The sequence below is a fragment of the Streptomyces sp. NPDC090499 genome, assembly GCF_044769305.1.
Taxonomy (GTDB): domain Bacteria; phylum Actinomycetota; class Actinomycetes; order Streptomycetales; family Streptomycetaceae; genus Streptomyces.
On sequence record NZ_JBIVXP010000011.1, the window covers coordinates 136955 to 158688 of the forward strand.

20 protein-coding genes are annotated in these 21734 nt (G+C 72.6%); 11 read left to right on the top strand and 9 right to left on the bottom strand.

The window, feature by feature from the left end; all coding sequences use genetic code 11:
• Nucleotides 1–50: 50 nt before the first annotated feature.
• Together ACIQVL_RS33950 and ACIQVL_RS33955 are read left to right on the top strand one after the other, a co-directional pair.
• The gene (locus ACIQVL_RS33950) at nucleotides 51–932 is read left to right on the top strand and encodes an NAD(P)-dependent oxidoreductase (protein ID WP_403477268.1); all 882 of its coding nucleotides are present in this window, start codon (nucleotides 51–53) and stop codon (nucleotides 930–932) included.
• Nucleotides 933–1033: 101 nt separating this feature from the next.
• A complete protein-coding gene (locus ACIQVL_RS33955) occupies nucleotides 1034–1309 on the top strand; it encodes a DUF1876 domain-containing protein (RefSeq protein ID WP_403437384.1) in 276 nt (91 codons plus the stop codon).
• Nucleotides 1310–1343: 34 nt separating this feature from the next.
• On the opposite strand, the gene ACIQVL_RS33960 is transcribed toward ACIQVL_RS33955, so the two are convergent.
• The 6 genes from ACIQVL_RS33960 to ACIQVL_RS33985 form a co-directional block, all read right to left on the bottom strand.
• On the bottom strand, nucleotides 1344–2504 hold the full coding sequence (locus ACIQVL_RS33960) for a serine hydrolase domain-containing protein (RefSeq protein WP_403437176.1): 1161 nt from the start codon (nucleotides 2502–2504) through the stop codon (nucleotides 1344–1346).
• A 105-nt stretch (nucleotides 2505–2609) separates the two neighbouring features.
• Nucleotides 2610–3014, bottom strand: a complete 405-nt coding sequence (locus ACIQVL_RS33965) for an organic hydroperoxide resistance protein (RefSeq protein ID WP_403437385.1) — start codon at nucleotides 3012–3014, stop codon at nucleotides 2610–2612.
• A gap of 223 nt (nucleotides 3015–3237) precedes the next feature.
• Nucleotides 3238–3711: a MarR family winged helix-turn-helix transcriptional regulator gene (locus ACIQVL_RS33970; RefSeq protein WP_403437178.1), complete on the bottom strand. Its 474-nt coding sequence runs from the start codon at nucleotides 3709–3711 to the stop codon at nucleotides 3238–3240.
• A gap of 10 nt (nucleotides 3712–3721) precedes the next feature.
• Entirely contained in the window at nucleotides 3722–4486 is a 765-nt protein-coding gene (locus tag ACIQVL_RS33975) for an energy-coupling factor ABC transporter ATP-binding protein (protein ID WP_403477269.1), read from the bottom strand.
• On the bottom strand, nucleotides 4474–5271 hold the full coding sequence (gene cbiQ / locus ACIQVL_RS33980; RefSeq protein ID WP_403437180.1) for a cobalt ECF transporter T component CbiQ: 798 nt from the start codon (nucleotides 5269–5271) through the stop codon (nucleotides 4474–4476). The genes ACIQVL_RS33975 and cbiQ overlap by 13 nt, the downstream gene beginning before the upstream one ends.
• 1 nt (nucleotide 5272) lies before the next feature.
• A complete protein-coding gene (locus ACIQVL_RS33985; RefSeq protein ID WP_403477270.1) occupies nucleotides 5273–6307 on the bottom strand; it encodes an energy-coupling factor ABC transporter permease in 1035 nt (344 codons plus the stop codon).
• 177 nt (nucleotides 6308–6484) lie between these two features.
• Here ACIQVL_RS33985 and ACIQVL_RS33990 point away from each other — a divergent pair, with 177 nt between their 5' ends.
• Nucleotides 6485–6832, top strand: a complete 348-nt coding sequence (locus ACIQVL_RS33990) for an SsgA family sporulation/cell division regulator (protein WP_393814620.1) — start codon at nucleotides 6485–6487, stop codon at nucleotides 6830–6832.
• 30 nt (nucleotides 6833–6862) lie between these two features.
• Here ACIQVL_RS33990 and ACIQVL_RS33995 read toward each other — a convergent pair whose 3' ends face one another.
• The 3 genes from ACIQVL_RS33995 to ACIQVL_RS34005 form a co-directional block, all read right to left on the bottom strand.
• Entirely contained in the window at nucleotides 6863–8533 is a 1671-nt protein-coding gene (locus ACIQVL_RS33995; RefSeq protein WP_403437182.1) for a penicillin-binding transpeptidase domain-containing protein, read from the bottom strand.
• A gap of 102 nt (nucleotides 8534–8635) precedes the next feature.
• A complete protein-coding gene (locus ACIQVL_RS34000) occupies nucleotides 8636–10246 on the bottom strand; it encodes a penicillin-binding transpeptidase domain-containing protein (protein ID WP_403477271.1) in 1611 nt (536 codons plus the stop codon).
• Between the two features lie 155 nt (nucleotides 10247–10401).
• Nucleotides 10402–12192: a dolichyl-phosphate-mannose--protein mannosyltransferase gene (locus ACIQVL_RS34005; RefSeq protein WP_403477272.1), complete on the bottom strand. Its 1791-nt coding sequence runs from the start codon at nucleotides 12190–12192 to the stop codon at nucleotides 10402–10404.
• Between the two features lie 130 nt (nucleotides 12193–12322).
• On the opposite strand from ACIQVL_RS34005, the gene rsmI reads away from it, so the two are divergent.
• The 8 genes from rsmI to ACIQVL_RS34045 all read left to right on the top strand — a co-directional run bounded on the left by rsmI (nucleotide 12323) and on the right by ACIQVL_RS34045 (nucleotide 21692).
• Nucleotides 12323–13171, top strand: coding sequence for a 16S rRNA (cytidine(1402)-2'-O)-methyltransferase (gene rsmI / locus ACIQVL_RS34010; RefSeq protein ID WP_403437185.1), 849 nt, complete (start codon nucleotides 12323–12325; stop codon nucleotides 13169–13171).
• Between the two features lie 456 nt (nucleotides 13172–13627).
• Entirely contained in the window at nucleotides 13628–14059 is a 432-nt protein-coding gene (locus ACIQVL_RS34015; protein ID WP_403437187.1) for a hypothetical protein, read from the top strand.
• A gap of 46 nt (nucleotides 14060–14105) precedes the next feature.
• Nucleotides 14106–15038 carry a TatD family hydrolase gene (locus ACIQVL_RS34020; RefSeq protein WP_403437188.1) on the top strand — a complete coding sequence of 311 codons (933 nt, stop codon included), beginning with the start codon at nucleotides 14106–14108 and terminating at the stop codon, nucleotides 15036–15038.
• A gap of 157 nt (nucleotides 15039–15195) precedes the next feature.
• The gene (locus tag ACIQVL_RS34025) at nucleotides 15196–16599 is read left to right on the top strand and encodes a ubiquitin-like domain-containing protein (RefSeq protein WP_403477273.1); all 1404 of its coding nucleotides are present in this window, start codon (nucleotides 15196–15198) and stop codon (nucleotides 16597–16599) included.
• 64 nt (nucleotides 16600–16663) lie between these two features.
• Entirely contained in the window at nucleotides 16664–17542 is an 879-nt protein-coding gene (gene rsmA, locus ACIQVL_RS34030) for a 16S rRNA (adenine(1518)-N(6)/adenine(1519)-N(6))-dimethyltransferase RsmA (protein ID WP_403437190.1), read from the top strand.
• Complete coding sequence (locus ACIQVL_RS34035) at nucleotides 17539–18441, top strand: 4-(cytidine 5'-diphospho)-2-C-methyl-D-erythritol kinase (RefSeq protein WP_403437191.1); 903 nt, start codon at nucleotides 17539–17541, stop codon at nucleotides 18439–18441. Before rsmA ends, ACIQVL_RS34035 begins: the two co-directional genes overlap by 4 nt.
• Before the next feature lie 130 nt (nucleotides 18442–18571).
• A complete protein-coding gene (locus ACIQVL_RS34040) occupies nucleotides 18572–19834 on the top strand; it encodes a HEAT repeat domain-containing protein (RefSeq protein WP_403477274.1) in 1263 nt (420 codons plus the stop codon).
• Nucleotides 19835–19883: 49 nt separating this feature from the next.
• Entirely contained in the window at nucleotides 19884–21692 is a 1809-nt protein-coding gene (locus tag ACIQVL_RS34045; protein ID WP_403437195.1) for an ABC-F family ATP-binding cassette domain-containing protein, read from the top strand.
• Nucleotides 21693–21734 lie beyond the last annotated feature (42 nt).

Below are 21734 nucleotides of genomic sequence, written 5' to 3' on the forward strand. Positions count from 1 at the left end.
CCCCCGGTACGTCAAGCTGGCTGCGGAACGTACGAGGACAGGGAGACGTCATGACCGACAAGCCGACCGTGGGCATGCTGGGCACCGGCATCATGGGCGCCGCGATGGCCCGCAACCTCCTGAAGGCCGGGCACACCGTCCGCGCGTGGAACCGCACCCGCGCCAAGGCCGAGCCCCTCGCCGCCGACGGCGCCCAGGTCACGGACACACCGGCCGAGGCCGTCGAGGGCGCCGACGTCGTCCTGACCATGCTGTACGACGGCGCGACCGCCCTGGAGGCCCTGCGCGAGGCCGCCGGATCGCTGCGTCCCGGGGCCGTCTGGGTGCAGTCGACCACCGCGGGCCTCGACCAGATCCCCGCCCTGGCCGCGTTCGCCGCCGAGCACGGCCTGGTCTTCTACGACGCCCCGGTCCTCGGCACCCGCCAGCCCGCCGAGGCCGGGCAGCTCACCGTCCTGGCCGCCGGGCCGGAACAGGGCCGGGAGACGGTGACGCCCGTCTTCGACGCGGTCGGTGCCCGCACGGTGTGGACCGGCGACGACGGGTCCACGGCCGCCGCGACCCGGCTGAAGCTGGTCGCCAACAGCTGGGTCCTGGCGGCCACCGCGGCGACCGGCGAGGTGGTCGCGCTGGCCCAGGGGCTCGATGTGGACCCGCAGCGCTTCTTCGACCTGATCGCGGGCGGCCCCCTCGACATGGGCTACCTGCGGGCGAAGGCCGGGCTGATCCTCGACGGCGGGCTGACCCCGCCGTCGTTCGCGGTGGACACCGCCGGGAAGGACGCCCGGCTGATCGTGGCCGCCGGCGCGAGCCACGGCGTGCGCCTGGACGTCGCCCAGGCGGCCGCCGAACGCTTCGCCCGCGCCGCCGCCCAGGGGCACGCCGACGAGGACATGGCGGCCGCGTACTTCGCCAGCTTCGAGGACAAGTAGGAGACGGGTAGCCGGGCGGGCGCGGGGGCCGGGCCGACGTGACGGGCCCGGTCCCCGAGGAGCACCCTGGAAGCAGCGATTGCGGAGGTGGTCCCATGAACATGATGCAAACCGCTGTGGGATGGCATGTCGAGATGGAGTTCCTGGAGGACGACACGCACACGCGCGCGGTGGCGCTGGTACGCCTGCCCGACGGCACCGAGGTACGGGCGCACGGCCACGCGAGCCGGCACGAGTCCGACAGCAACCAGCCCAGAGTCGGCGAGGAGATCGCCGGCGCCCGCGCCCTGAACGAACTCGCCATGCAGTTGCTGTCCAAGGCGCACGGCGAGATCGACGCGCTGTCGGGGCGGCATTCGCACCCGATCAACGTGTGAGCGGTGCGCGTGGGCGCGCAGGTGCGCGCGGCGGTTACGACAGCGCCGTGCGCACCGCGCGTACCAGCGCCTGCGCCCGCGGGTCCGCCGTCACGCTCTTGCGGAAGCCGTTGGTGACGTACCCGAAGGCGATGCCCGACCCGGGGTCCGCGAAGCCGAGCGCCCCGCCGCGGCCCGGGTGGCCGAAGGAGCCGGGGGAGAGCAGCGGGGACGCGCTGCCGTGCAGCATGTAGCCGAGCCCGAAGCGGGTGGCGACGACCAGTACCCGGTCGGGGCCGGCCGACTGCTCGCCGCGGGCCAGCCGCACGGTCTCCGGCGTGAACAGCCGTCGGCCGCCGTCGACGTCGCCGATCAGGGAGGCGTAGAAGCGGGCCAGGCCGTCGGCGGTGGCGATGCCGTTGGAGGCGGGCAGGGCGGCCGCGCGGTAGGCGGGGTCGTTCTCGTCCGGGAGCGGGTCGATCGCGCCGAAGGCCCGGCGGGTCAGCGAGCCGGGGTCGGCGTACGCCTCGGAGACGGCCCGCTTGGGCCGGGTCCGCAGCGCGCCCGCGCTCTGCGGTGCCGGCACGGGCCCGACGCGTCCGACGCGCGCCTGCTCCGCCTCCGGCAGCCCGAGCCACAGCCCCGCGCCGATCGGCCCGGCGATCTCGTCCGCGATCCACTCGCCGACGGTCCGCCCGGTCACCCGCCGCACCAGCTCGCCGGTCAGCCAGCTGTACGTCTGCGCGTGGTAGCCGTGGTCGGTGCCCGGCTCCCACACCGGCGCCTGCGCCGCCACGGCGGCCGCGCCGAGGTCGGGGTCGGCGGCCTGCGCGGGCGTGAGCGGCCGGTCCAGCACCGGTACGCCCGCGGAGTGCGCGAGCAGCTGCCGCACCAGCGTCCGCTCCTTGCCAGCCGCCTTGTACTCCGGCCAGTGGTCGCCCACCGGCGCGTCCAGGTCCAGCTCGCCGCGCTGGTGCAGGAGCAGCAGGACGGCGGCGGCGACGCCCTTGGTCGCCGAGCGCACGATCTGGGCGGTGCCGTGCTCCCACGGGCTGTCACCGTCGACGTCCCTGCTGCCGCCCCACAGGTCGACGACCCGGTGCCCGTCCCGGTACACGGCCACCGCCGCGCCGCGGTCCCCGAGCAGCTCGAAGTTGCTCGCGAACGCGTCCCCGACCGGCTCGAAGCCCTCCGCCACAGTGCCGTGCACGTCCACGTCCGGATCCCTCCGCCTGCCCACTTGCCGGTGACAGTGAGTGAAACATGGCCGCGCGGCCCCGGATTCCTCGGTACGACGTGGTCTGCGGCACGTGCCCGGGGGTCAGCCGAGCACGATGGTCACCTCGATGTTCCCGCGGGTGGCGTTCGAGTACGGGCACACCTCGTGGGCGGCGTCCACCAGCTTCGCCGCGACGTCCGCGTCCAGCACCGGGAGCGAGACGCTGAGGGCGACGGCGAGGCCGTAGCCGCGCTGCTTGTTGGGGCCGATGCCGACCTTGGCGGCGACCGTGGAGCCGGTCAGGTCGTAGCCCGCGCGGTTGCCGACGAGGATCAGCGCGTTGTGGAAGCAGGCGCTGTAGCCGGCCGCGAACAGCTGCTCCGGGTTGGTGCCGTTGCCGTCCCCGCCCAGCTCCGGCGGCATCGCGACCTTGAGGTCGATCTGGCCGTCCTGGCTGCTGACGTACCCGTCCCGGCCGCCGTGCGCGGTCGCCTCTGCGACATACATGATCTTCGTCGGACGAGAGTCGACGGTGGCGCCTTCGATCACGGCGGGACCTCCCCCAGGGCGGAAACAGTGGTGGGCAACACAGAAGTGTGCAAGCACATCGTGCACAAGGTACCGACCGGTAGGAAGCCCTGCGGCTACCAGGGGGTGGAAACCGCGGGTAACGGCCGCCGGCTGTCACGGCCGCAGGACCGTCCGGCCGGGCCGGCCGAACGGGCACCGGCTACGACGGCCGCGAGGCCGCCCGGCCCGCCCGTTCCGCGAGGTCCCGCAGCTCCTCGCGCAGCCGGGCCACGTCGGCCCCGTCGAGCCCCGTCGTCGTGAGCAGGGCGCCGGGGACGCGCGCCGCGCGCTCCCGCAGCTCCTCCGCGCGCCCGGTGCATCCGACGAGCACCGAGCGCTCGTCCCGCTCCGAGCGCTCCCTGCGCACCAGTCCCGCCCCCTCCAGCCGCTTCAGCAGCGGTGACACCGTGCCGTAGTCGAGCCGGAGCGCCTCCGCCAGTTCCTTCACCGTGGTCTCGCCCCGCTCCCACAGGACGAGCAGTACCAGGTACTGCGGGTAGGTGAGCCCGAGGTCGTCGAGGAGCGGCCGGTAGGCGGCGGTCACGGCACGCTGCGCCGCGTACAGCGCGAAGCACAGCTGGTCGTCCAGCCGCGGCGGCCCCGCAGGGGTCCCGGCGTCCTCTTGATGCGTCACGCGCCCATTGTCACGGACGCGGGGCGAACCCGAAGGGAAGTTCCAGCCGGTGGGCCCGCATCAGGGCGTCGTCGGCGAGGAGTTCGGCGGTGGGCCCGTCGGCGGCGATCGTGCCGTCGCTGAGCACCAGGGAGCGCGGGCACAGCTCCAGGGCGTACGGCAGGTCGTGGGTGACCATCAGGACCGTCACGTCCAGGGAGCGCAGGATGTCGGCGAGTTCGCGCCGGGAGGCCGGGTCGAGGTTGGAGGAGGGCTCGTCCAGGACGAGGATCTCCGGCTCCGTGGCGAGGACGGTCGCCACCGCCACCCGGCGGCGCTGCCCGAAGGACAGGTGGTGCGGCGGGCGTTCGGCGAAGCCGGCCATGCCGACCTGCTCCAGGGCGGCACGCACGCGTGCGTCCAGTTCCGCGCCCTTCAGCCCGGCGGCCGCGGGCCCGAACGCCACGTCCTCGCGGACCGTCGGCATGAACAGCTGGTCGTCCGGGTCCTGGAAGACGATGCCGACCCGGCGCCTGATCTCCGCCATGTGCCGCTTGCCGACGGGCAGTCCGGCCACCGTCACGGTGCCCGCGCCGCCGCCCAGGATGCCGTTGAGGTGCAGCACCAGGGTGGTCTTCCCGGCGCCGTTCGGTCCGAGCAGCGCGACCCGTTCGCCGCGCGCGACGCTGAAGTCCACGCCGAACAGGGCCTGGTGCCCGTCGGGGTAGGCGTAGGCGAGGCCGGAGACCTCCAGGGAGGCGGGAGCGGGGGCGGGAACAGCGGTCACAGGGTCCATCCCAAAAGGCAGACGACAAGGGCCGACAGCGGCAGCGCGAGGGCGTACGACCACTCGGCCCGGGACGCGGTCACCTCGTCGACGACCGGCATCGAACCGGTATAGCCACGGCTCACCATGGCCAGGTGGACGCGTTCCCCGCGTTCGTAGGAGCGGATGAACAGCGCGCCCGCGGACTTCGCGAGCACGCCCCAGTGGCGCACGCCCCGCGCCTCGAAGCCGCGCGACCGGCGGGCGATCCGCATCCGGCGCAGCTCGTCGGTGATGACGTCGCCGTAGCGGATCATGAAGGAGGCGATCTGGACGAGCAGCGACGGCAGCTTCAGCCGCTGCAGGCCGAGGAGCAGCTCGCGCAGCTCCGTGGTGGCCGCCAGGAGGACGGAGGTCGCGACCCCCAGCGTGCCCTTCACCAGAACGTTCCAGGCGCCCCAGAGGCCGTCCACGCTGAGCGAGAGGCCCAGCACGTCGGTCCGCGCGCCCTCCGCGACGAACGGCATCAGCACCGCGAAGGCGACGAACGGCACCTCGATCAGCAGCCGCCTCAGCAGGAAGCCGGCGGGCACGCGCGCATGGTGCGCGACGACCGCGAGCAGCACGGCGTACAGCGCGAACGCCCACATCGCCGTGCGCGGGGTCGAGACCACGACGACCACGAAGGCGAGGGCGGCGGCGAGCTTGGTGTGCGGCGGGAGCGCGTGCACGCGCGAGTGCGCGTGCCGGTAGAGCCGGTGCGCTCCCCCACGCTCGAATTCGCTCGCGCGGGAGGTACCCCCGTCGGCACCCACGTCAGTGCGTCTCCGAAGGGGCGCCGGTACGACGCCTGCGCACCGCCCAGAACACCGCGCTGCCCGCCACCACGGTCGTACCGACCCCGATCACGCCCGCGAGCCCCCCGGAGAGCCGGGCGTCGGAGACGTCCTCGACGCCGTAGTCGGCGAGCGGTGAGCCGGCCGAGGCGTGCTCCTTCGTCTTCGAGTCGATGCCGTGGTCGTGGGCGACCTTCTCCAGGCCGTCGGGGCTGGCGGAGGCGTAGTAGCTGACGAACCCGGCGAGCACCAGGGAGGCCGCCAGGCCGCTGAGCCACAGCGCGCGCCGGGAGGTACGCGCCGCCACGGGCGCGGTCGGCTCCGGCGCGTCCACCAGTTCGCCGTGCACGCGCAGCTTCAGCCCCTGCCGCAGGCCGCGCGCCCCGTACACGAGGTCGGGGCGTACGGCGATCACCGCGCCGACGGTGAGCGCGGTGATCGCGGCCTCGCCGACGCCGATGAGGACGTGCACGCCGATCATCGCCCCGGCCACCTTGCCGATGGCGACGTCGGTGGTGCCGCCGACGGCGTAGAGGAGGGTGAAGGCGACGGCCGCGGCGGGCACGGAGAGCAGGGCGGCGACGAAGGCGGCGCCGGTCACCGAGCGCCGGCCGCGGGGGAGGAGCTTCACCAGGCCGCGGAAGACGGCGTACGCGACCACGGTGGTCACGATCGCCATGTCGGTGATGTTGACGCCGAGCGCGGTCAGCCCGCCGTCCGCGAACAGGATGCCCTGCATGAGGAGGACCACGGACACGCACAGGACGCCCGTGTAGGGGCCGACGAGTATCGCGGCGAGCGCCCCGCCCAGCAGATGGCCGCTTGTTCCGGCCGCCACGGGGAAGTTGAGCATCTGTACGGCGAAGATGAACGCCGCCACCAGGCCGGCCAGCGGCGCGGTGCGCTCGTCGAGTTCACGGCGGGCGCCCCGCAGGCCGACCGCGAGGGCGCCGGCCGCGACCACGGCGGTGACCGCGGAGGTGGGGGCGTCGATGAATCCGTCAGGTACATGCACGGTTCGATTTTAGGGTCCTATTGCGAAGCTTTTGCAAGAGCGAGAAGCTCGTCACATCTGGATGTGCTGGTGGGGTCCTGGCGGCCTCCGCAAGCGCATCAGGGAAAATGTGCGACATTGGATATGAAAGCGGATGCACAGCCTTCGCACAGATCACGGAGCGTAAAGGGCAGTCCGATGTCTGTAGTCGAGCAGTACGCGCGAGCCCACATCGTCACGGACGAGGACGCGCGGGACGATCCCGGCGCGGTGCCCGTCGTCCTGCGCTACGACCCCGACGGCGATCCGCGGACGGTACACGTCGGCCTGCCCGGCACGGACGAGTGGACGTTCTCGCGTTCGCTGCTGGAGCAGGGCCTCAGGGCGCCCGCGGAGAGCGGCGACGTACGGGTCTGGCCGCTGGGGCGGGTCCAGGCCGTGGTGGAGTTCCACTCCGACCACGGCACGTCGGTGGTGCAGTTCGAGTCGAAGGCGCTGCTGCGGTTCCTGAGGCGGACCTACATGGCGACCCCCGTGGCCGGTTGACGCACCCCTTCGCGCCCCTTCGGGGCGCGCCTAGAGGGACGCGCCGAGCTTCAGCAGCGCCGCGACGATCGGTCCGGCCGTGTCGCCGCCGTGCCCGCCCGCCTGGACCACGCCAGCCGCGGCGAAGTCGCCGCAGTACGCGGTGAACCAGCCGTTCGGCTTCTTCTGGCCGTCGACCTCCGCCGAGCCCGTCTTGGCGCCGCAGCTCGAACTCAGGCCCGACATCGCCTTGGCGGCCGTACCGTAGCCCGCCGTGTACTGCATGACCTCCTTCAGCTGCGCCTGCGTCTTCGCGGACATGGTGCGCGAGGCCTTCGCGATCGTCCGGTTGTCGACGCTCGGGGCGACCAGGTACGGCTGGTGGAAGGAGCCGGTGTCCACCGTGGCCGACACCGACGCCATGTTCAGCGGGTTCATGCGCACCCCGCCCTGCCCGATCAGCGAGGCGCCCATCTGCGCGCCGCTCTGCACCGGCACGGAGCCGTCGAAGGTCGGGACGCCGATCGCCCAGTTGTTCATGCCGAGGCCGTAGACCTGCTGGGCCTCGGTGGTCAGGTCGCTGTCGGAGAGCTTGGGCGCGAAGTCGATGAAGGCGTTGTTGCAGGAGGCGCCGAAGCTCAGCTTGAACGTGCCCTGCTTGATCTCGGAGTCGTCGTCGTTGTGGAACGTCCACCCGGCGAGCTTGTACGTCTTCGGGCAGGGGTGCGAGGCGTCGGGGGTGATGAGCCCCTTCTCGAACAGCATGGTCGACGTGATGATCTTCATCGTGGAGCCGGGCGCCAGCGAGCCCTGGAAGGCCACGTTGAAGCCGTGGCTGGAGTTGGCGACGGCGAGGACCTCGCCGGTCGACGGGCGCACCATCACGACCGAGGCGTTCTTCTGCGTGGTGACCTGCTTCTCGGCGGCCGCCTGCAGGGTCGGGCTGAGCGTGGTCTTCACGGTGCCAGGCGTGCCCTTGCTGAGCTCCAGGAGCGTCTTGTCGGACAGCTTCGCCTTCTCGGACGCCGCGCCGCGCACCACGCGCAGTTCGACGCCCGCCTTGCCGCCGGCCTTCTTGCCGAACTTCTCCCGCAGCCCGTCGAGCACCGAGCCCAGCGACGGGTACTTGGCGGTGGTGATCTCCCCGCCGTCCCGATCCAGCGCCTTGATCGGCGGGGTGCCGGACTCGCCGGTGACCAGGGTGTCGCCGTCCGCGAGGTCCGGGTGGACGACCGCGGCGTGCCAGTTCACCACCGGCTTGCCGTCACTGGTCCGCCGGATCACGGTGAACGCGGAGTCGTAGGACAGGGGCTTGCTGACGCCCTTGTACGACACGGTCGCCTTGACGGAGAACGGGACCTTGCCGCCGGTACGGGTGCCCTCGGTGAGGGTGACGCCCGTGACGTGGGCGTCCTTGGCGTAACCGGTGAGCAGCTTGATGCACGCCGCGCTGTCGTCCGTGACGGCGGCGGCCCGGGTGACCTTGCCCTGCTGCCAGGACGACAGGAAGGTGCGCGCCGTCGTCTGCACCTCGGTGGCGGACAGCGGGCCGGTCTTGACGGGCTTGTGGTCGGCCGTCTTCGCCGTCGACGCGTCCGCGGCCCCGCCGCCGTACAGGGCGTAGAGGCCGAGGCCCGCGCCGCCGACGACGACGGCGATCACTCCGCCGATGACGGCGGGTCTGTGCTTCCGTCGCTCGACGACGCGCCTTCTCTTGCCCACTGGTCAGTTCCTCCGCGCATTCCCCAGGGTCCCCGCCGCCCCGTAGCCCTCACGCTCCCCAACGACGGCACCAGCCTAGAGTCCCGGCCTGTGGGAGTGACGTCAGCCACCGATCCGTAGCACACTCGCGACAATCGGACCGGCCGCGTCGATGCCGTGGCCGCCGTCCTGGGTCATGGCCGCGGCCGCCACGTCGTTGCGGTAGCCGGCGAACCAGCTGTTCGACTTGGACTGGCCGTCGACCTCCGCCGAACCCGTCTTGGCGCCGATACTGCCGCTCAGCCCGCGCATGACGCCGGCCGCGGTGCCGCTGGTCGCGGTGCGGTTCATCATGGCGCGCAGCTGGCTGGCCGTGGACGCCGACAGGCCCTTCGCGGTGGCCAGTTCACGGCCGTCCAGCTTCTGCGGGACGAGCACCGGCTGCCGGAAGGTCCCCGTCATCGCGGTCGCCGCGACCGACGCCATGTTCAGCGGGGACATCTGCACCTGGCCCTGGCCGATCAGGTTGGCCGCGGTGTCCGGGCCGCCGGAGGCGGGGACCCGGCCGTCGAAGCTCGGGATGCCCACCTTCCAGTCGTTCTTCCCGAGCCCGAACCGGTCCTCGGCCTCCTTGGTCAGCGAGTCGACCTGGACCGAGTCCGCGTACTTCACGAACGCCGTGTTGCAGGAGCGCGCGAAGCTGTCCGAGAGGGTGGCCTTCTCGTCCGGTGCAAGTCCCTTGAGGTTGCTGAAGGTCTGGCTCTGCCAGGTCGCGGTCGGCGGACAGGGGGCCGGACCTGCGGCCGTCGTCAGCCCCGTGTCGATGAGGGTGGCGGCGCTGATGATCTTCATGGTGGAGCCGGGTGCCAGCTCGCCGAGGAAGGCCGCGTTGAAGCCGTCCTCGCGGTGGTTGGCGACCGCCAGCACCTCGCCGGTGCTGGGCTTGACGGCCACCACCGACGACTCGGCGTACTTCGTCACCGCGGTCTCGGCGGCGGCCTGCACGCGCGCGTCGAGCGTCGTGCGCAGCCTGCCCGCCTTCCCCTCCGCGAGGGTCAGCAGCGTGGTGTCGGCGGACTCCTCGGACGCGTGCTGGATGACCAGCTCCACGCCGGGGGTGCCGCCCGCCTTGTCGCCGTACCGGCTGCGCAGCTCGTCCAGGATCGGGCCCAGGGACGGGTACTTGTCCTTCGTGAGGACCACGCCGTTGCGGTCCACGGCCTCGATGGGCGGGCTGGCCGCCTCGCCGGTGGACAGGGTGTCGCCGCGCTTCAGCTGCGGGTGGACCACCGACGGATCCCAGTCGACCAGCGCCCGGTGGGTGGTCTCGCCGCGCACGATCGTCAGACGGCTCTTGTAGGCGAGCGGCTTCGACTTCCCGTCGTAGGACACGGTCGCCGTCACGCTGTACGGCACGGTGGCGCCGGTCGCCCTGCCGGGCGTGATGTGCACGTCCTTGATGTGCGCCACGTCGCCGAACGAGGTGAGCACGGGTTCGGCGTCGGCGGAGTCGTTCGTGAGCGACGCCGCGGTCGCCGACTGGCCCTTCTCCCAGGCCGCGAAGAACTTCTGCGTGGTGTCCTTGATCTCGTCCTTCGTCGGCGGCCCGGTCCGCACGGCCGGTGCGGCGTCACTGTGCAACGTCGTCAGAACGTTGTAGGCGCCGTACCCGCCCCCGCCCAGCACGGCTGCGCAGACGCCGCCGATCAGGGCGCCCTTGACCCCCTTGCGCATGATGCGAAAGTCCCTCCCCGTAAGCTTTTGCGCGCTTTGTGAACGCGTTCAAAAGCTGGTTGTGACTCGCACTGTAGGTCGTTGTGGGGCCCCTGTGACAGGCGTTGACCGATTGTTGGCCGAACTGTTGGCCGAATGGAGATCAGGGACGTGGCTCACACCCAGGTGTCGAGCCACATACGTGAACGCCAGGAGTCGATGGGAATCGCCGTGCCCGTGTACAGCGGCCAGAAGTAGATGAAGTTCCACACGATCAGCAGCACCAGGACGCCCGCACCCGACGCGCCGACCAGCCGGCGGGTGTCACTGGAGCCGGGCGGGCCGATGATCGCACCGATCATCATCGCCACCGCGAGACACAGGAACGGCACGAAGACGACGGCGTAGAAGAGGAAGATCGTGCGCTCCTGGTACATGAACCAGGGCAGGTAACCGGCCGCGATGCCGCACGCGATCGCGCCGGCCCGCCAGTCGCGGCGGAACGCCCACCGCCACAGGATGTAGGCGATCGCGAAGCAGGCCGCCCACCACAGCAGCGGGGTGCCGATCGCGAGCACCTCACGGGCGCACTTCTGGCCGGCGTCCGACGGGCAGCCGTCCACACCCGGGGACGGCGACTCGTAGTAGTACGACACCGGGCGGCCCAGCACCAGCCACGACCACGGGTTCGACATGTACGTGTGCGGCGACGACAGGCCGACGTGGAACAGGTACACCTCGTGCTCGTAGTGCCACAGACTGCGCAGCCAGTCCGGCAGGAACGTCCAGTTCCCGCCCTTGCCTGCGGTGGCCGCCCAGTTGCGGAAGTAGCCGCCGGTGCCGTCGGTGGGGGAGAGGATCCAGCCGATCCAGGAGACCAGGTAGACGGCGATCGCCACCGGGACCGTCGCCAGGAACGTGATCCCCGTGTCGTGCGCCAGGACCGCCCGGTACGGGTGCCGGGCACCGGCCACCTTGCGGGCGCCGACGTCCCACAACAGCGCCATCAGGCAGAACGCGGCCAGGATGTAGAGACCGTTCCACTTGGTGCCGATCGCGAGGCCCAGCATGAGGCCCGCACCCCAGCGCCAGGGCCGCCACCCGAAGCGGAAGCCGTCGGCCACGTCCGCGTCCGGCCGGACCCGGCCGTCCGTGTCCGGCGGCAGTGCGGCCGCCAGCTTCGCCCGCGCCCGGTCCCGGTCGATGACCAGACAGCCGAACGCGGCCAGCACGAAGAACATCAGCACCCCGTCGAGCAGCGAGGTGCGGCTCATCACGAAGTGCAGACCGTCCACCGCCATCAGCGCGCCCGCCAGGCAGCCCAGGAAGGTGGACCGGAACATCCGGCGCCCGATCCGGCACAGCAGCAGCACGCTCAGCGTGCCGAGCAGCGCCGTCATGAACCGCCAGCCGAACGGGTTGAAGCCGAAGACCAGCTCCCCGAGCCCGATGACGTACTTGCCGACCGGCGGGTGCACGACGTACGCCGCGTCCACCGGGATGCCGACGTGACCGGCCTTCTGGAGGATCAGGTCGTTGGCGTTCTTGTCCCAGTTGACCTCGAAACCGCGGTGGACGAGCGCCCACGCGTCCTTCGCGTAGTACGTCTCGTCGAATATCACCGCCTTGGGGCTGCCCAGGTTCCAGAACCGCAGCAGGCCCGCCACCAGCGTCACCAGCAGCGGACCGACCCAGCCCGACCAGCGCGTGATCCGCTCGGCGAGCACCGGGGGCACCCCCAGGCCGAGCCACAGCCGGGGGCTGGGCTCCGCGTACGGCGGTACCAGGCGGTCGACGACACCGGCGTGCGCGCCGGAGCCGGCGGCGCCTCTGTCACCGGAGGTGTGCGCCGTGTGCGCCGGGCTCGCCGGGTAGCCGAACCGGCGCAGCCGCTGCTGCCACGTCGGCCGCTCGTCGAGCACTGCCTGGCCCTGCCGGGTGTCCGAGGAGGACGCGGTACTGGTCACCGCGCCATCGTAGGGAACCGTTCTGTGTGAGTCCCGTGCAATGGGGCTTCACGGTGGGTTCCTTTGCGTTCGCCGCCCCCCGGGGTCCGCCGGGGACGGCGCTGTCGGTGGCGGCTGCGAGGATGGAGGTGTGACTGGAACCCTTGTCCTCGCAGGCACCCCCATCGGCGACGTCGCGGACGCCCCGCCCCGGCTCGCCGCGGAGCTGACCGGCGCCGACGTGATCGCGGCCGAGGACACGCGGCGGCTGCGGTGGCTCACCCAGGCGCTGGGGGTGACGCCCAGGGGACGCGTGGTGTCGTACTTCGAGGGCAACGAGGCCGCCCGCACACCGGAGCTGGTCGAGGAACTCGTCGGCGGCGCGCGCGTGCTGCTCGTGACCGACGCCGGGATGCCGTCCGTCTCCGACCCCGGCTACCGGCTGGTCGCGGCCGCCGTGGAGAAGGAGATCCGGGTCACGGCCGTGCCGGGGCCCTCCGCCGTGCTCACCGCGCTCGCGCTGTCGGGGCTGCCCGTGGACCGCTTCTGCTTCGAGGGGTTCCTGCCGCGCAAGGCGGGCGAGCGCCGCGCACGGCTCCAGGAGGTCGCCGAGGAGCGCCGCACCCTCGTCTACTTCGAGGCCCCGCACCGCCTCGACGACACCCTCGCCGCCATGGCCGAGGTCTTCGGCGCCGAGCGCCGGGCCGCCGTCTGCCGCGAGCTGACCAAGACGTACGAGGAGGTGCGGCGCGGGCCGCTGGCCGAGCTGGCGGTGTGGGCCGCCGAGGGGGTGCGCGGCGAGATCACCGTCGTCGTCGAGGGCGCGCCCGAGCGGGGGCCCGAGGAACTCGACGCGGAGGAACTGGTGCGGCGGGTGCGGGTGCGGGAGGAGGCCGGGGAGCGCCGCAAGGAGGCGATCGCGGCGGTGGCGGTGGCGGCGGGGATTCCCAAGCGGATGGTGTTCGACGCCGTGGTCGCCGCGAAGCGTGCCGATGGGTGAGGGGGGTTTCGGCGGCGCCGTCGTGGTTGCTCTTGTGTAGTTGTGTGCGGGGCGGCGGGGGCTGGTCGCGCAGTTCCCCGCGCCCCTGACGGGGCGCTTCGGCAACGGCGTTGCGAGGGGGCGCTCCTTGATCTCTGAGCGAGCCGCTTCTCGGCTGAGCGTGCGCCCCTGACCTGCGGTGATGTGTCCTCTGAGCGGGGTGCTTCTCCTCTGAGCGCGCGCCCCACGGGACGGTAAAGCAGAGGCGGGAAACGCAAAGCCCAGCCCTACGCGGTGAGGCCCCTTTGGCAAGCCGACTCCAAATCGCCTCCAACACTCGGCAGGCCGGTCGCATTCGCGTGGGTGAAGGCGTCCACTGGTCGTGAGGGACGCACCCGTCCCTCACCCCCATGGGATTCCGGGGGGAATCCCCGCGCCGGGGGTGCGTGCTTGTCCAAGCGGACAAGAGGAGCTGGCATGAGCGAGATCGCAGGGCAGACCGGCCTCAGCAGTGCGGCCACAGCCGTCGTCCACGAGTCGTATTCCTTCGCCTGCATGCGATGCGGGCACGGCTGGGAGCAGTCGTACGAGATAGAGCACCACACCGACGCCGACAACCACGAGTTCGTCAAGTACGTGGCGAACGGCCGGGTCGTCCCGTCACCGCTGAGCCGGCCCTCGTGCCAGAACTGCGACGGCCAGGTCCTGAGGATCATGCGCGCGGGGCAGGTCTCGTCGGTGCGGAACGCGGCGCAGCGGTCGCACCAGCCGTCGGCGCAGGGCCGGTTGGCCGGACAGGACGGCGCGGAGGCCGGGGCGGCCGTGACGGAGACGTCCGCCGAGGCCAAGGCGGTGCACCACTGGCACCTGTCGGATCTCCTGCATCCCTTCCAGCGCAAGGCGAGCTGACCCGGCCCGGAGTCCGGCGGGCATGCCCCTTTCGTAGGATCGGGGCATGCCTTCGAACGCCCCCGGTACGGCCTCCCGTACGGCCGACAAGAACGCGGCGCCGCCGCTCCCGGAACCCCTCCGGGTGCCCGTCGCCGACTCCCACACGCACCTCGACATGCAGTCCGGCACGGTCGAGGAGGGCCTCGCGAAGGCCGCTTCGGTGGGCGTCACGACCGTCGTCCAGGTCGGCTGCGACGTCAAGGGTTCGCGGTGGGCGGCCGACACCGCGGCCGCGCACGCGAACGTCCACGCGACCGTCGCCCTGCACCCCAACGAGGCGCCGCGCATCGTGCACGGCGATCCTGGGGGCACCTCCCAGCCCCCTGGGGCTGGGGGAGGCTGGTCCCGGCAGGGGGCTCGCGCGGGGGGTGGAGACACGGCGCTGGACGAGGCGCTGGCCGAGATCGACCGGCTGGCCGGGCTGCCCCAGGTGAAGGGCGTCGGCGAGACCGGCCTCGACCACTTCCGGACCGGGCCCGGGGGAAAGGACGCCCAGGAGCGCTCCTTCCGCGCCCACATCGAGATCGCCAAGCGGCACGGCAAGGCCCTCGTCATCCACGACCGCGACGCGCACGCCGACGTCCTGCGGGTCCTCAAGGAGGAGGGTGCCCCCGAGCGGACGGTGTTCCACTGCTACTCCGGGGACGCCGCGATGGCCGAGGTGTGCGCCCGCGAGGGCTACTTCATGTCCTTCGCCGGCAACGTCACCTTCAAGAACGCCCAGAACCTGCGGGACGCGGTGGCGGTGGCCCCGCTGGAACTGCTCCTGGTGGAGACCGACGCCCCCTTCCTGACCCCCGCGCCGTACCGCGGACGGCCCAACGCCCCGTATCTCATTCCGGTCACGGTGCGCGCGATGGCCGCGGTGCGCGGTATCGACGAGGACGCGCTGGCGACGGCCCTGGGCGCGAACACGGCCCGCGCTTTCGGCTACTGAGCGTGTACCGATCGTAACCGACGCATAACGTTCGCCGGGGTGCACCTTTGGTCCGCGCGCGACCGTGGGTAGTCGTGCCGCTTTGGAGAGTGACGGACGCTCCGCTAGGTTCTGGGGGCCCGATCCGGACCCCTCTGGCCCTCTGGAGCGTGTCGGCGTGAGCACATCGCAGTACGAGACGTCTGGGGCGTACGACCCCTACGGCGCGCCCGGAGTGCACGGCGCGCAGGAGATGCACGGCGTGCACGACCCCGGGGCGCCCGCATACGGCACGGCGTACGGGGACGACACGTACCAGCCGGCGTACGAGGCCGCGGCGCAGGCCGCGCACGCGTACGCCGGTGAGCAGGTGCTGCCGCGGCAGGACGAGCGCGGGGCGGCGGAGGAGGAGGCGCGGGAGGCAGGTGAGCGCGCCGGCGCAGGGCGACGCGCCGCGCGCCGGCGCAAGGCGAAGTACTCCAAGCGCCCCGAGTCGGCCGTACGCCGGCTGCTGCCGCAAGCGCTCGTCGTCGCGTTCCTCGCGGGCGGCACCACCGCGTTCCTCGCCAAGGACAAGGCGATCGAGCTGACCGTGGACGGCAAGCCGCGCACCCTGCACACGTTCGCCGACGACGTGACCGGACTGCTGGCCGAGGAGGGCGTACCGGTCGGCACGCACGACGTGGTCGCCCCCGCCCCCGGTACCGCCCTGGCCAGCGGCGACGAGGTCGCGGTGCGCTACGGCCGCCCGGTACGGCTCACACTGGACGGCGAACGGCGCGAGCTGTGGACGACGGCACACACGGTGGACGGGGCGCTCAGACAGCTCGGGGTGCGGGCCGAGGGCGCTTACCTGTCCGCCTCGCGCTCCCAGAACATCGGACGCGCCGGGCTCGCGCTCGACGTCCGCACCGAGCGCACGGTCACGATCCTGGCGGACGGCCGGACCCGGACCATCCGCACCAACGCCGCGACCGTCGGCGAGGCCGTCGAGGAGGCCGGGATCACCCTGCACGGCCAGGACACCACCTCCGTGTCCCAGACCGGCTTTCCGCGCGACGGGCAGACGGTGACCGTGCTCCGCGTCACCGGCAGCAAGGAGGTCCGCGAGGAGACCATCCCGTTCCAGGTGCGGCGGACGGCGGACCCGACGCTGTTCAAGGGCACCGAGGTGGTGGAGCGGGCCGGGCGGCCGGGGCTGCGACGTGTGACATATTACCTGCGCTCCGTCAACGGAGTCCGGCAGAAGCCGCGCCGCGAGACGGCCGAGGTGGTCCGGGAGGCGCGCACCCAGCTGGTCAAGGTGGGGACCAAGCCGCACCCCGACTCCGTGACCGGCGCCGACGGCCTCAACTGGCACGGTCTGGCCGCCTGCGAGTCCGGCGGCCGCCCGCACGCGGTGGACCCCTCCGGGACGTACGGCGGGCTGTACCAGTTCGACACCCACACCTGGCACAGCCTCGGCGGCAGCGGGCGCCCGCAGGACGCCTCGGCCGGGGAGCAGACGTTCCGCGCGAAGAAGCTCTACGTGAGCCGCGGCTCCACGCCCTGGCCGCACTGCGGGGTGCGGCTGCACAAGTGACCGCCGGAAGCCGCCGTACGGGCGACCGGCAGGAGGCGATCGCGGCGGCCCGTACCCTTGTCCCGTGAGCAGCCCCACCCCCGACGCCCTCCTCGGCCCCGCCGACATCCGTGAGCTTGCGGCAGCGCTCGGTGTCCGCCCCACCAAGCAGCGCGGCCAGAACTTCGTGATCGACGCCAACACGGTCCGCCGGATCGTCCGGACCGCCGAGGTCCGCCCGGACGACGTCGTCGTGGAGGTCGGCCCGGGGCTCGGGTCCCTCACGCTCGCGCTCCTGGAGGTCGCCGACCGGGTCACCGCCGTCGAGATCGACGACGTCCTGGCCGGTGCCCTGCCCGCGACGATCGCGGCGCGCATGCCGGCGCGCGCGGACCGGTTCGCGCTGGTCCACTCCGACGCGATGCACGTCACCGAGCTGCCCGGCCCGCCGCCGACCGCACTCGTCGCGAACCTCCCCTACAACGTCGCCGTCCCCGTCCTCCTGCACATGCTCGAGACCTTCCCGAGCATCGAGCGGACGCTGGTGATGGTGCAGTCCGAGGTCGCCGACCGGCTCGCCGCCGGACCCGGCAACAAGGTGTACGGCGTGCCGTCCGTCAAGGCCAACTGGTACGCCGAGGTCAAGCGCGCCGGTGCCATCGGGCGCAACGTCTTCTGGCCCGCGCCCAACGTCGACAGCGGACTCGTCTCCCTGGTCCGGCGCGCGGAACCGCTGAAGACGACGGCTTCCAGGCGCGAGGTCTTCGCGGTCGTCGACGCGGCGTTCGCGCAGCGCCGCAAGACCCTGCGGGCGGCGCTCGCCGGCTGGGCCGGGTCCGCGGCGGCCGCCGAGGCGGCGCTGGTCGCGGCCGGGGTCTCGCCGCAGGCCCGCGGCGAGGCGCTGACGGTCGAGGAGTTCGCCAGGATCGCCGAGCACGCCGAGCACAAGGAGTCCGGTAAGTGAGCGTCACGGTACGCGTCCCCGCCAAGGTCAACGTCCAGCTCGCGGTGGGCGCCGCGCGCCCCGACGGCTTCCACGACCTGGCCAACGTCTTCCTCGCCGTCGGCCTCCACGACGAGGTCACGGTCACGCCCGCCGACGAGCTGACCGTCACCTGCGAGGGCCCGGACGCCGCCGAGGTCCCCCTCGACCACACCAACCTCGCGGCGCGCGCCGCGCTCGCGCTCGCCGGGCGCCGGGGCATCGAACCGGCCGTGCACATCCACATCGCCAAGGACATCCCGGTCGCCGGCGGCATGGCCGGGGGCAGTGCGGACGGCGCGGGCGCGCTCCTCGCCTGCAACGAGCTCTGGCAGGCGGGCGCCTCCCGCGCCGAACTCCTCGCCATCTGCGCCGACCTGGGCAGCGACGTGCCGTTCAGCCTGGTCGGCGGGGCCGCCCTCGGTACCGGGCGGGGCGAGCGGCTGACCGCGCTGGAGACCGGCGGCACCTTCCACTGGGTGTTCGCGATGGCCGGACGGGGGCTGTCGACGCCGTCCGTCTTCCGCGAGTTCGACCGGTTGGCGCAGGGGCGGGACATCCCGGCGCCGGTGGCCTCGGCGGATCTGCTCCAGGCCCTGGCGAAGGGTGATCCCGACGCGCTCGCCGCCGCCGTCTCCAACGACCTCCAGCCCGCGGCCCTGTCCCTCTTCCCGGAACTCGCCGACACCCTGGACGCGGGGCGCGGGGCCGGAGCGCTCGCCGCACTCGTCTCGGGCTCGGGGCCCACGACGGCCTTCCTCGCCCGCGATCCGGAGACGGCCACGAAGATCGCCGACGCCCTGCGGACCTCCGGCACCTGCCGTACGGTACGCACCGCGACCGCCCCCGCGCCGGGCGCCACGGTGATCCGCCGAGCCTGAGCAAGCGCCCCGGAGGGGCGCCGGGGCCCCGGCCGAAGGCGGGGGGGCAGAATGCGCGACCGGCCACGGCGGCGCAGCAACCGGCAGCCGCTATGTCGCGGCACTTCCAGCAGAACGCGGGGGCACACACATGGGCACGGGGGACACGGACGCGGACCCGCTCGTCGCGGCCGTACGGCGCGGCGACGCCGACCAGGTCGAGGACCTGCTGGCCGCCGGCGCCGATCCGGACGCCGCCGACGGGACCACCGGTCTGCCCGTGCTGTGCCGGGCGATCTCGGCCCACGACCAGCCGGTCGCCGAGGCCCTGGTGCAGGGCGGAGCCGACCCGCTGCGACGGCTGCCCGACGGCACCACCCCGCTGCTGCGGGCGGTGGAAACCGGATCACCGGGACTGGCCTGGGCCGTCGTCCCCGAGACGGCCCTGTACCCCGGGCCGCTGCGCGAGGAACTGCTGGACCACGCCCGCCGGCAGGCGGTGACCGACCCGGAGACCGAACTGCGCCGCCGTACCGGCCTGCCGGGCCCCGCCGCGCGGACCCGGCAGGAGGACGAGAGCGGCTGCGGGCACGAGCGGCGCACCCTCGGCGGGCTGACGCTGGGCGACGCGCACGCGGCCTTCCTCACCGCCCTGGAGGCGCGGCTGCGGCTGCGCACGCCCTTCGCCGACCTGCTCGCGCGCGCCCTGACCCGCCCGGACCGCCACCACGAGGTGTGGGCGGAATCGGCGTCGGTGCTGGGCGCGCGGCTGGACGACGACACCTGGGCCGAGGCGACCCGGCTCGGCCACGACCCCGACCCGCTGCTCCGGCTCTTCGCCGCGGACGTTGTGCTGAGCACGATCATCGAGGACGCCCAGCGCCACGAGCCCGCCCTTCAGGGCCGGGCCCTCACCCTGCTTCCCTGGGCCGAGCGGGAGCGGGACCCGGACGTCCTGGACCTCCTGCTCAACGGGTTGACGTGGCGCAACGGCCCCGGGACCGACGCGTTCGGCCTGGCGTGCCGCACGCATCCCGATCCCCGGATCCGCAGCTGGGTGCCCGAGCTGCTGGACTGCGACGAGGACGGGCTGCGCCCGCAGGGCCTGGCCGCCGTTCTCACTCTGGCCCGCGACCCGGACCCCGACGTACGCGGACACGTCTGCTTCTGGCTGTGGCACTACTCGGGTTCCGAGCCGGAGATCGGGGACGTGCTGGTGGAGCTCACGCACGACGAGCGGCAGTACACGCGCGCGCACGCGGTCGCGGCGCTGGCCCGCCGCGACGACCCGCGCTGCGTGGCGGCCGAGCACCGCATCGGCCCCCTGGAGCCCGGCACGGACGTCGACGCGTTGCCGGTGACCGCGGTCTGGTGGTACCAGCGGCGTCAGCAGGAGCAGAAGGACCACGGCTGACGTCCGACTACCCTGGACGGGCGATCCATCCCCCGTGCGCAGGAGTGAAATGGCCGTCAACCTGGTCAATGTCGAGAACGTCAGCAAGGTCTACGGCACCCGTGCCCTGCTGGACGGCGTCTCGCTCGGCGTGTCGGAGGGGGACCGCATCGGCGTGGTGGGCCGCAACGGCGACGGCAAGACCACCCTGATCCGGATGCTCGCCAAGCTGGAGGAGGCCGACACCGGCCGCGTCACCCACTCCGGCGGGCTGCGGCTCGGCGTCCTCACCCAGCACGACTCCCTGGACCCGGCCGCGACCGTCCGGCACGAGGTCATCGGCGACATGGCCGACCACGAGTGGGCCGGCAACGCCAAGGTCCGCGACGTTCTGACCGGTCTCTTCGGCGGGCTCGACCTGCCGGGCTTCCCCAAGGGCCTGGACACCGTCATCGGGCCCCTCTCCGGCGGTGAGCGGCGGCGTATCGCGCTCGCCAAGCTGCTCATCGAGGAGCAGGACCTGCTCGTCCTCGACGAGCCGACGAACCACCTCGACGTCGAGGGCATCGCCTGGCTCGCCCGGCACCTGCGCGAGCGCCGCTCGGCGCTGGTCTGCGTCACCCACGACCGGTGGTTCCTCGACCAGGTCTGCACCCGCATGTGGGACGTGCAGCGCGGCGCCGTCTACGAGTACGAGGGCGGCTACTCGGACTACGTCTTCGCCCGTGCGGAGCGCGAGCGGATCGCGGCCACCGAGGAGACCAAGCGGCAGAACCTGGTCCGCAAGGAGCTCGCCTGGCTGCGCCGCGGTGCGCCCGCCCGTACCTCCAAGCCGCGTTTCCGGGTCGAGGCGGCCAACGAACTGATCGCCGACGTGCCGCCGCCGCGCGACAGCTCCGAGCTGATGAAGTTCGCCTCCACCCGGCTCGGCAAGACCGTCTTCGACCTGGAGGACGTGACCGTCCAGGCCGGGCCCAAGATGCTGCTCAAGCACGTCACCTGGCAGCTCGGCCCCGGCGACCGCATCGGCCTGGTCGGCGTCAACGGCGCCGGCAAGACCTCGCTGCTGCGCGCCATGGCCGAGGCCGCCCGGACGGAGGGCGAGACGCAGCCGGCGGGCGGCCGGATCGCCGTCGGCAAGACCGTGAAGCTGGCCTACCTCTCCCAGGAGGTCGCCGAACTGAACCCGAACACGCGGGTCCTGGAGGCGGTCCAGCAGGTGCGCGAGCGCGTCGACCTCGGCAAGGGGCGCGAGCTGACCGCGGGGCAGCTGTGCGAGACGTTCGGCTTCAGCAAGGAGAAACAGTGGACGCCGGTCGGCGACCTCTCCGGCGGTGAGCGCCGCCGCCTCCAGCTGCTGCGTCTGCTCATGGACGAGCCGAACGTCCTCTTCCTCGACGAGCCCACCAACGACCTCGACATCGAGACCCTCACCCAGCTGGAGGACGTCCTCGACGGCTGGCCCGGCTCGATGATCGTCATCTCCCACGACCGGTTCTTCGTCGAGCGGACCACCGACCGCGTCTTCGCCCTCCTCGGCGACGCCACCCTGCGGATGCTGCCGCGGGGCATCGACGAGTACCTGGAGCGCCGGCAGCGCATGGAGGAGGCGGTCGCCGTCACCACCGGCGCCGCGGCCGCCAAGCCCGCCACCACCGAGCGGAGCGCCGCCGACCAGCGGGCGGCCAAGAAGGAACTCCAGAAGATCGAGCGGCAGTTGGACCGCGTCTCCGAGAAGGAGACCAAGCTGCACGACCAGATCGCGGCGAACGCCACGGACTTCGCGAAGGTCGCCGAACTCGACGCCCAGCTGCGCGACCTGGCCGGGGAGCGCGAGGAACTGGAGATGCGCTGGCTGGAGTTGGCGGAGGACGCGTAACGGGCGTACCCACCGGCGTGAATCAGCCCTCTTCGCGCCCCC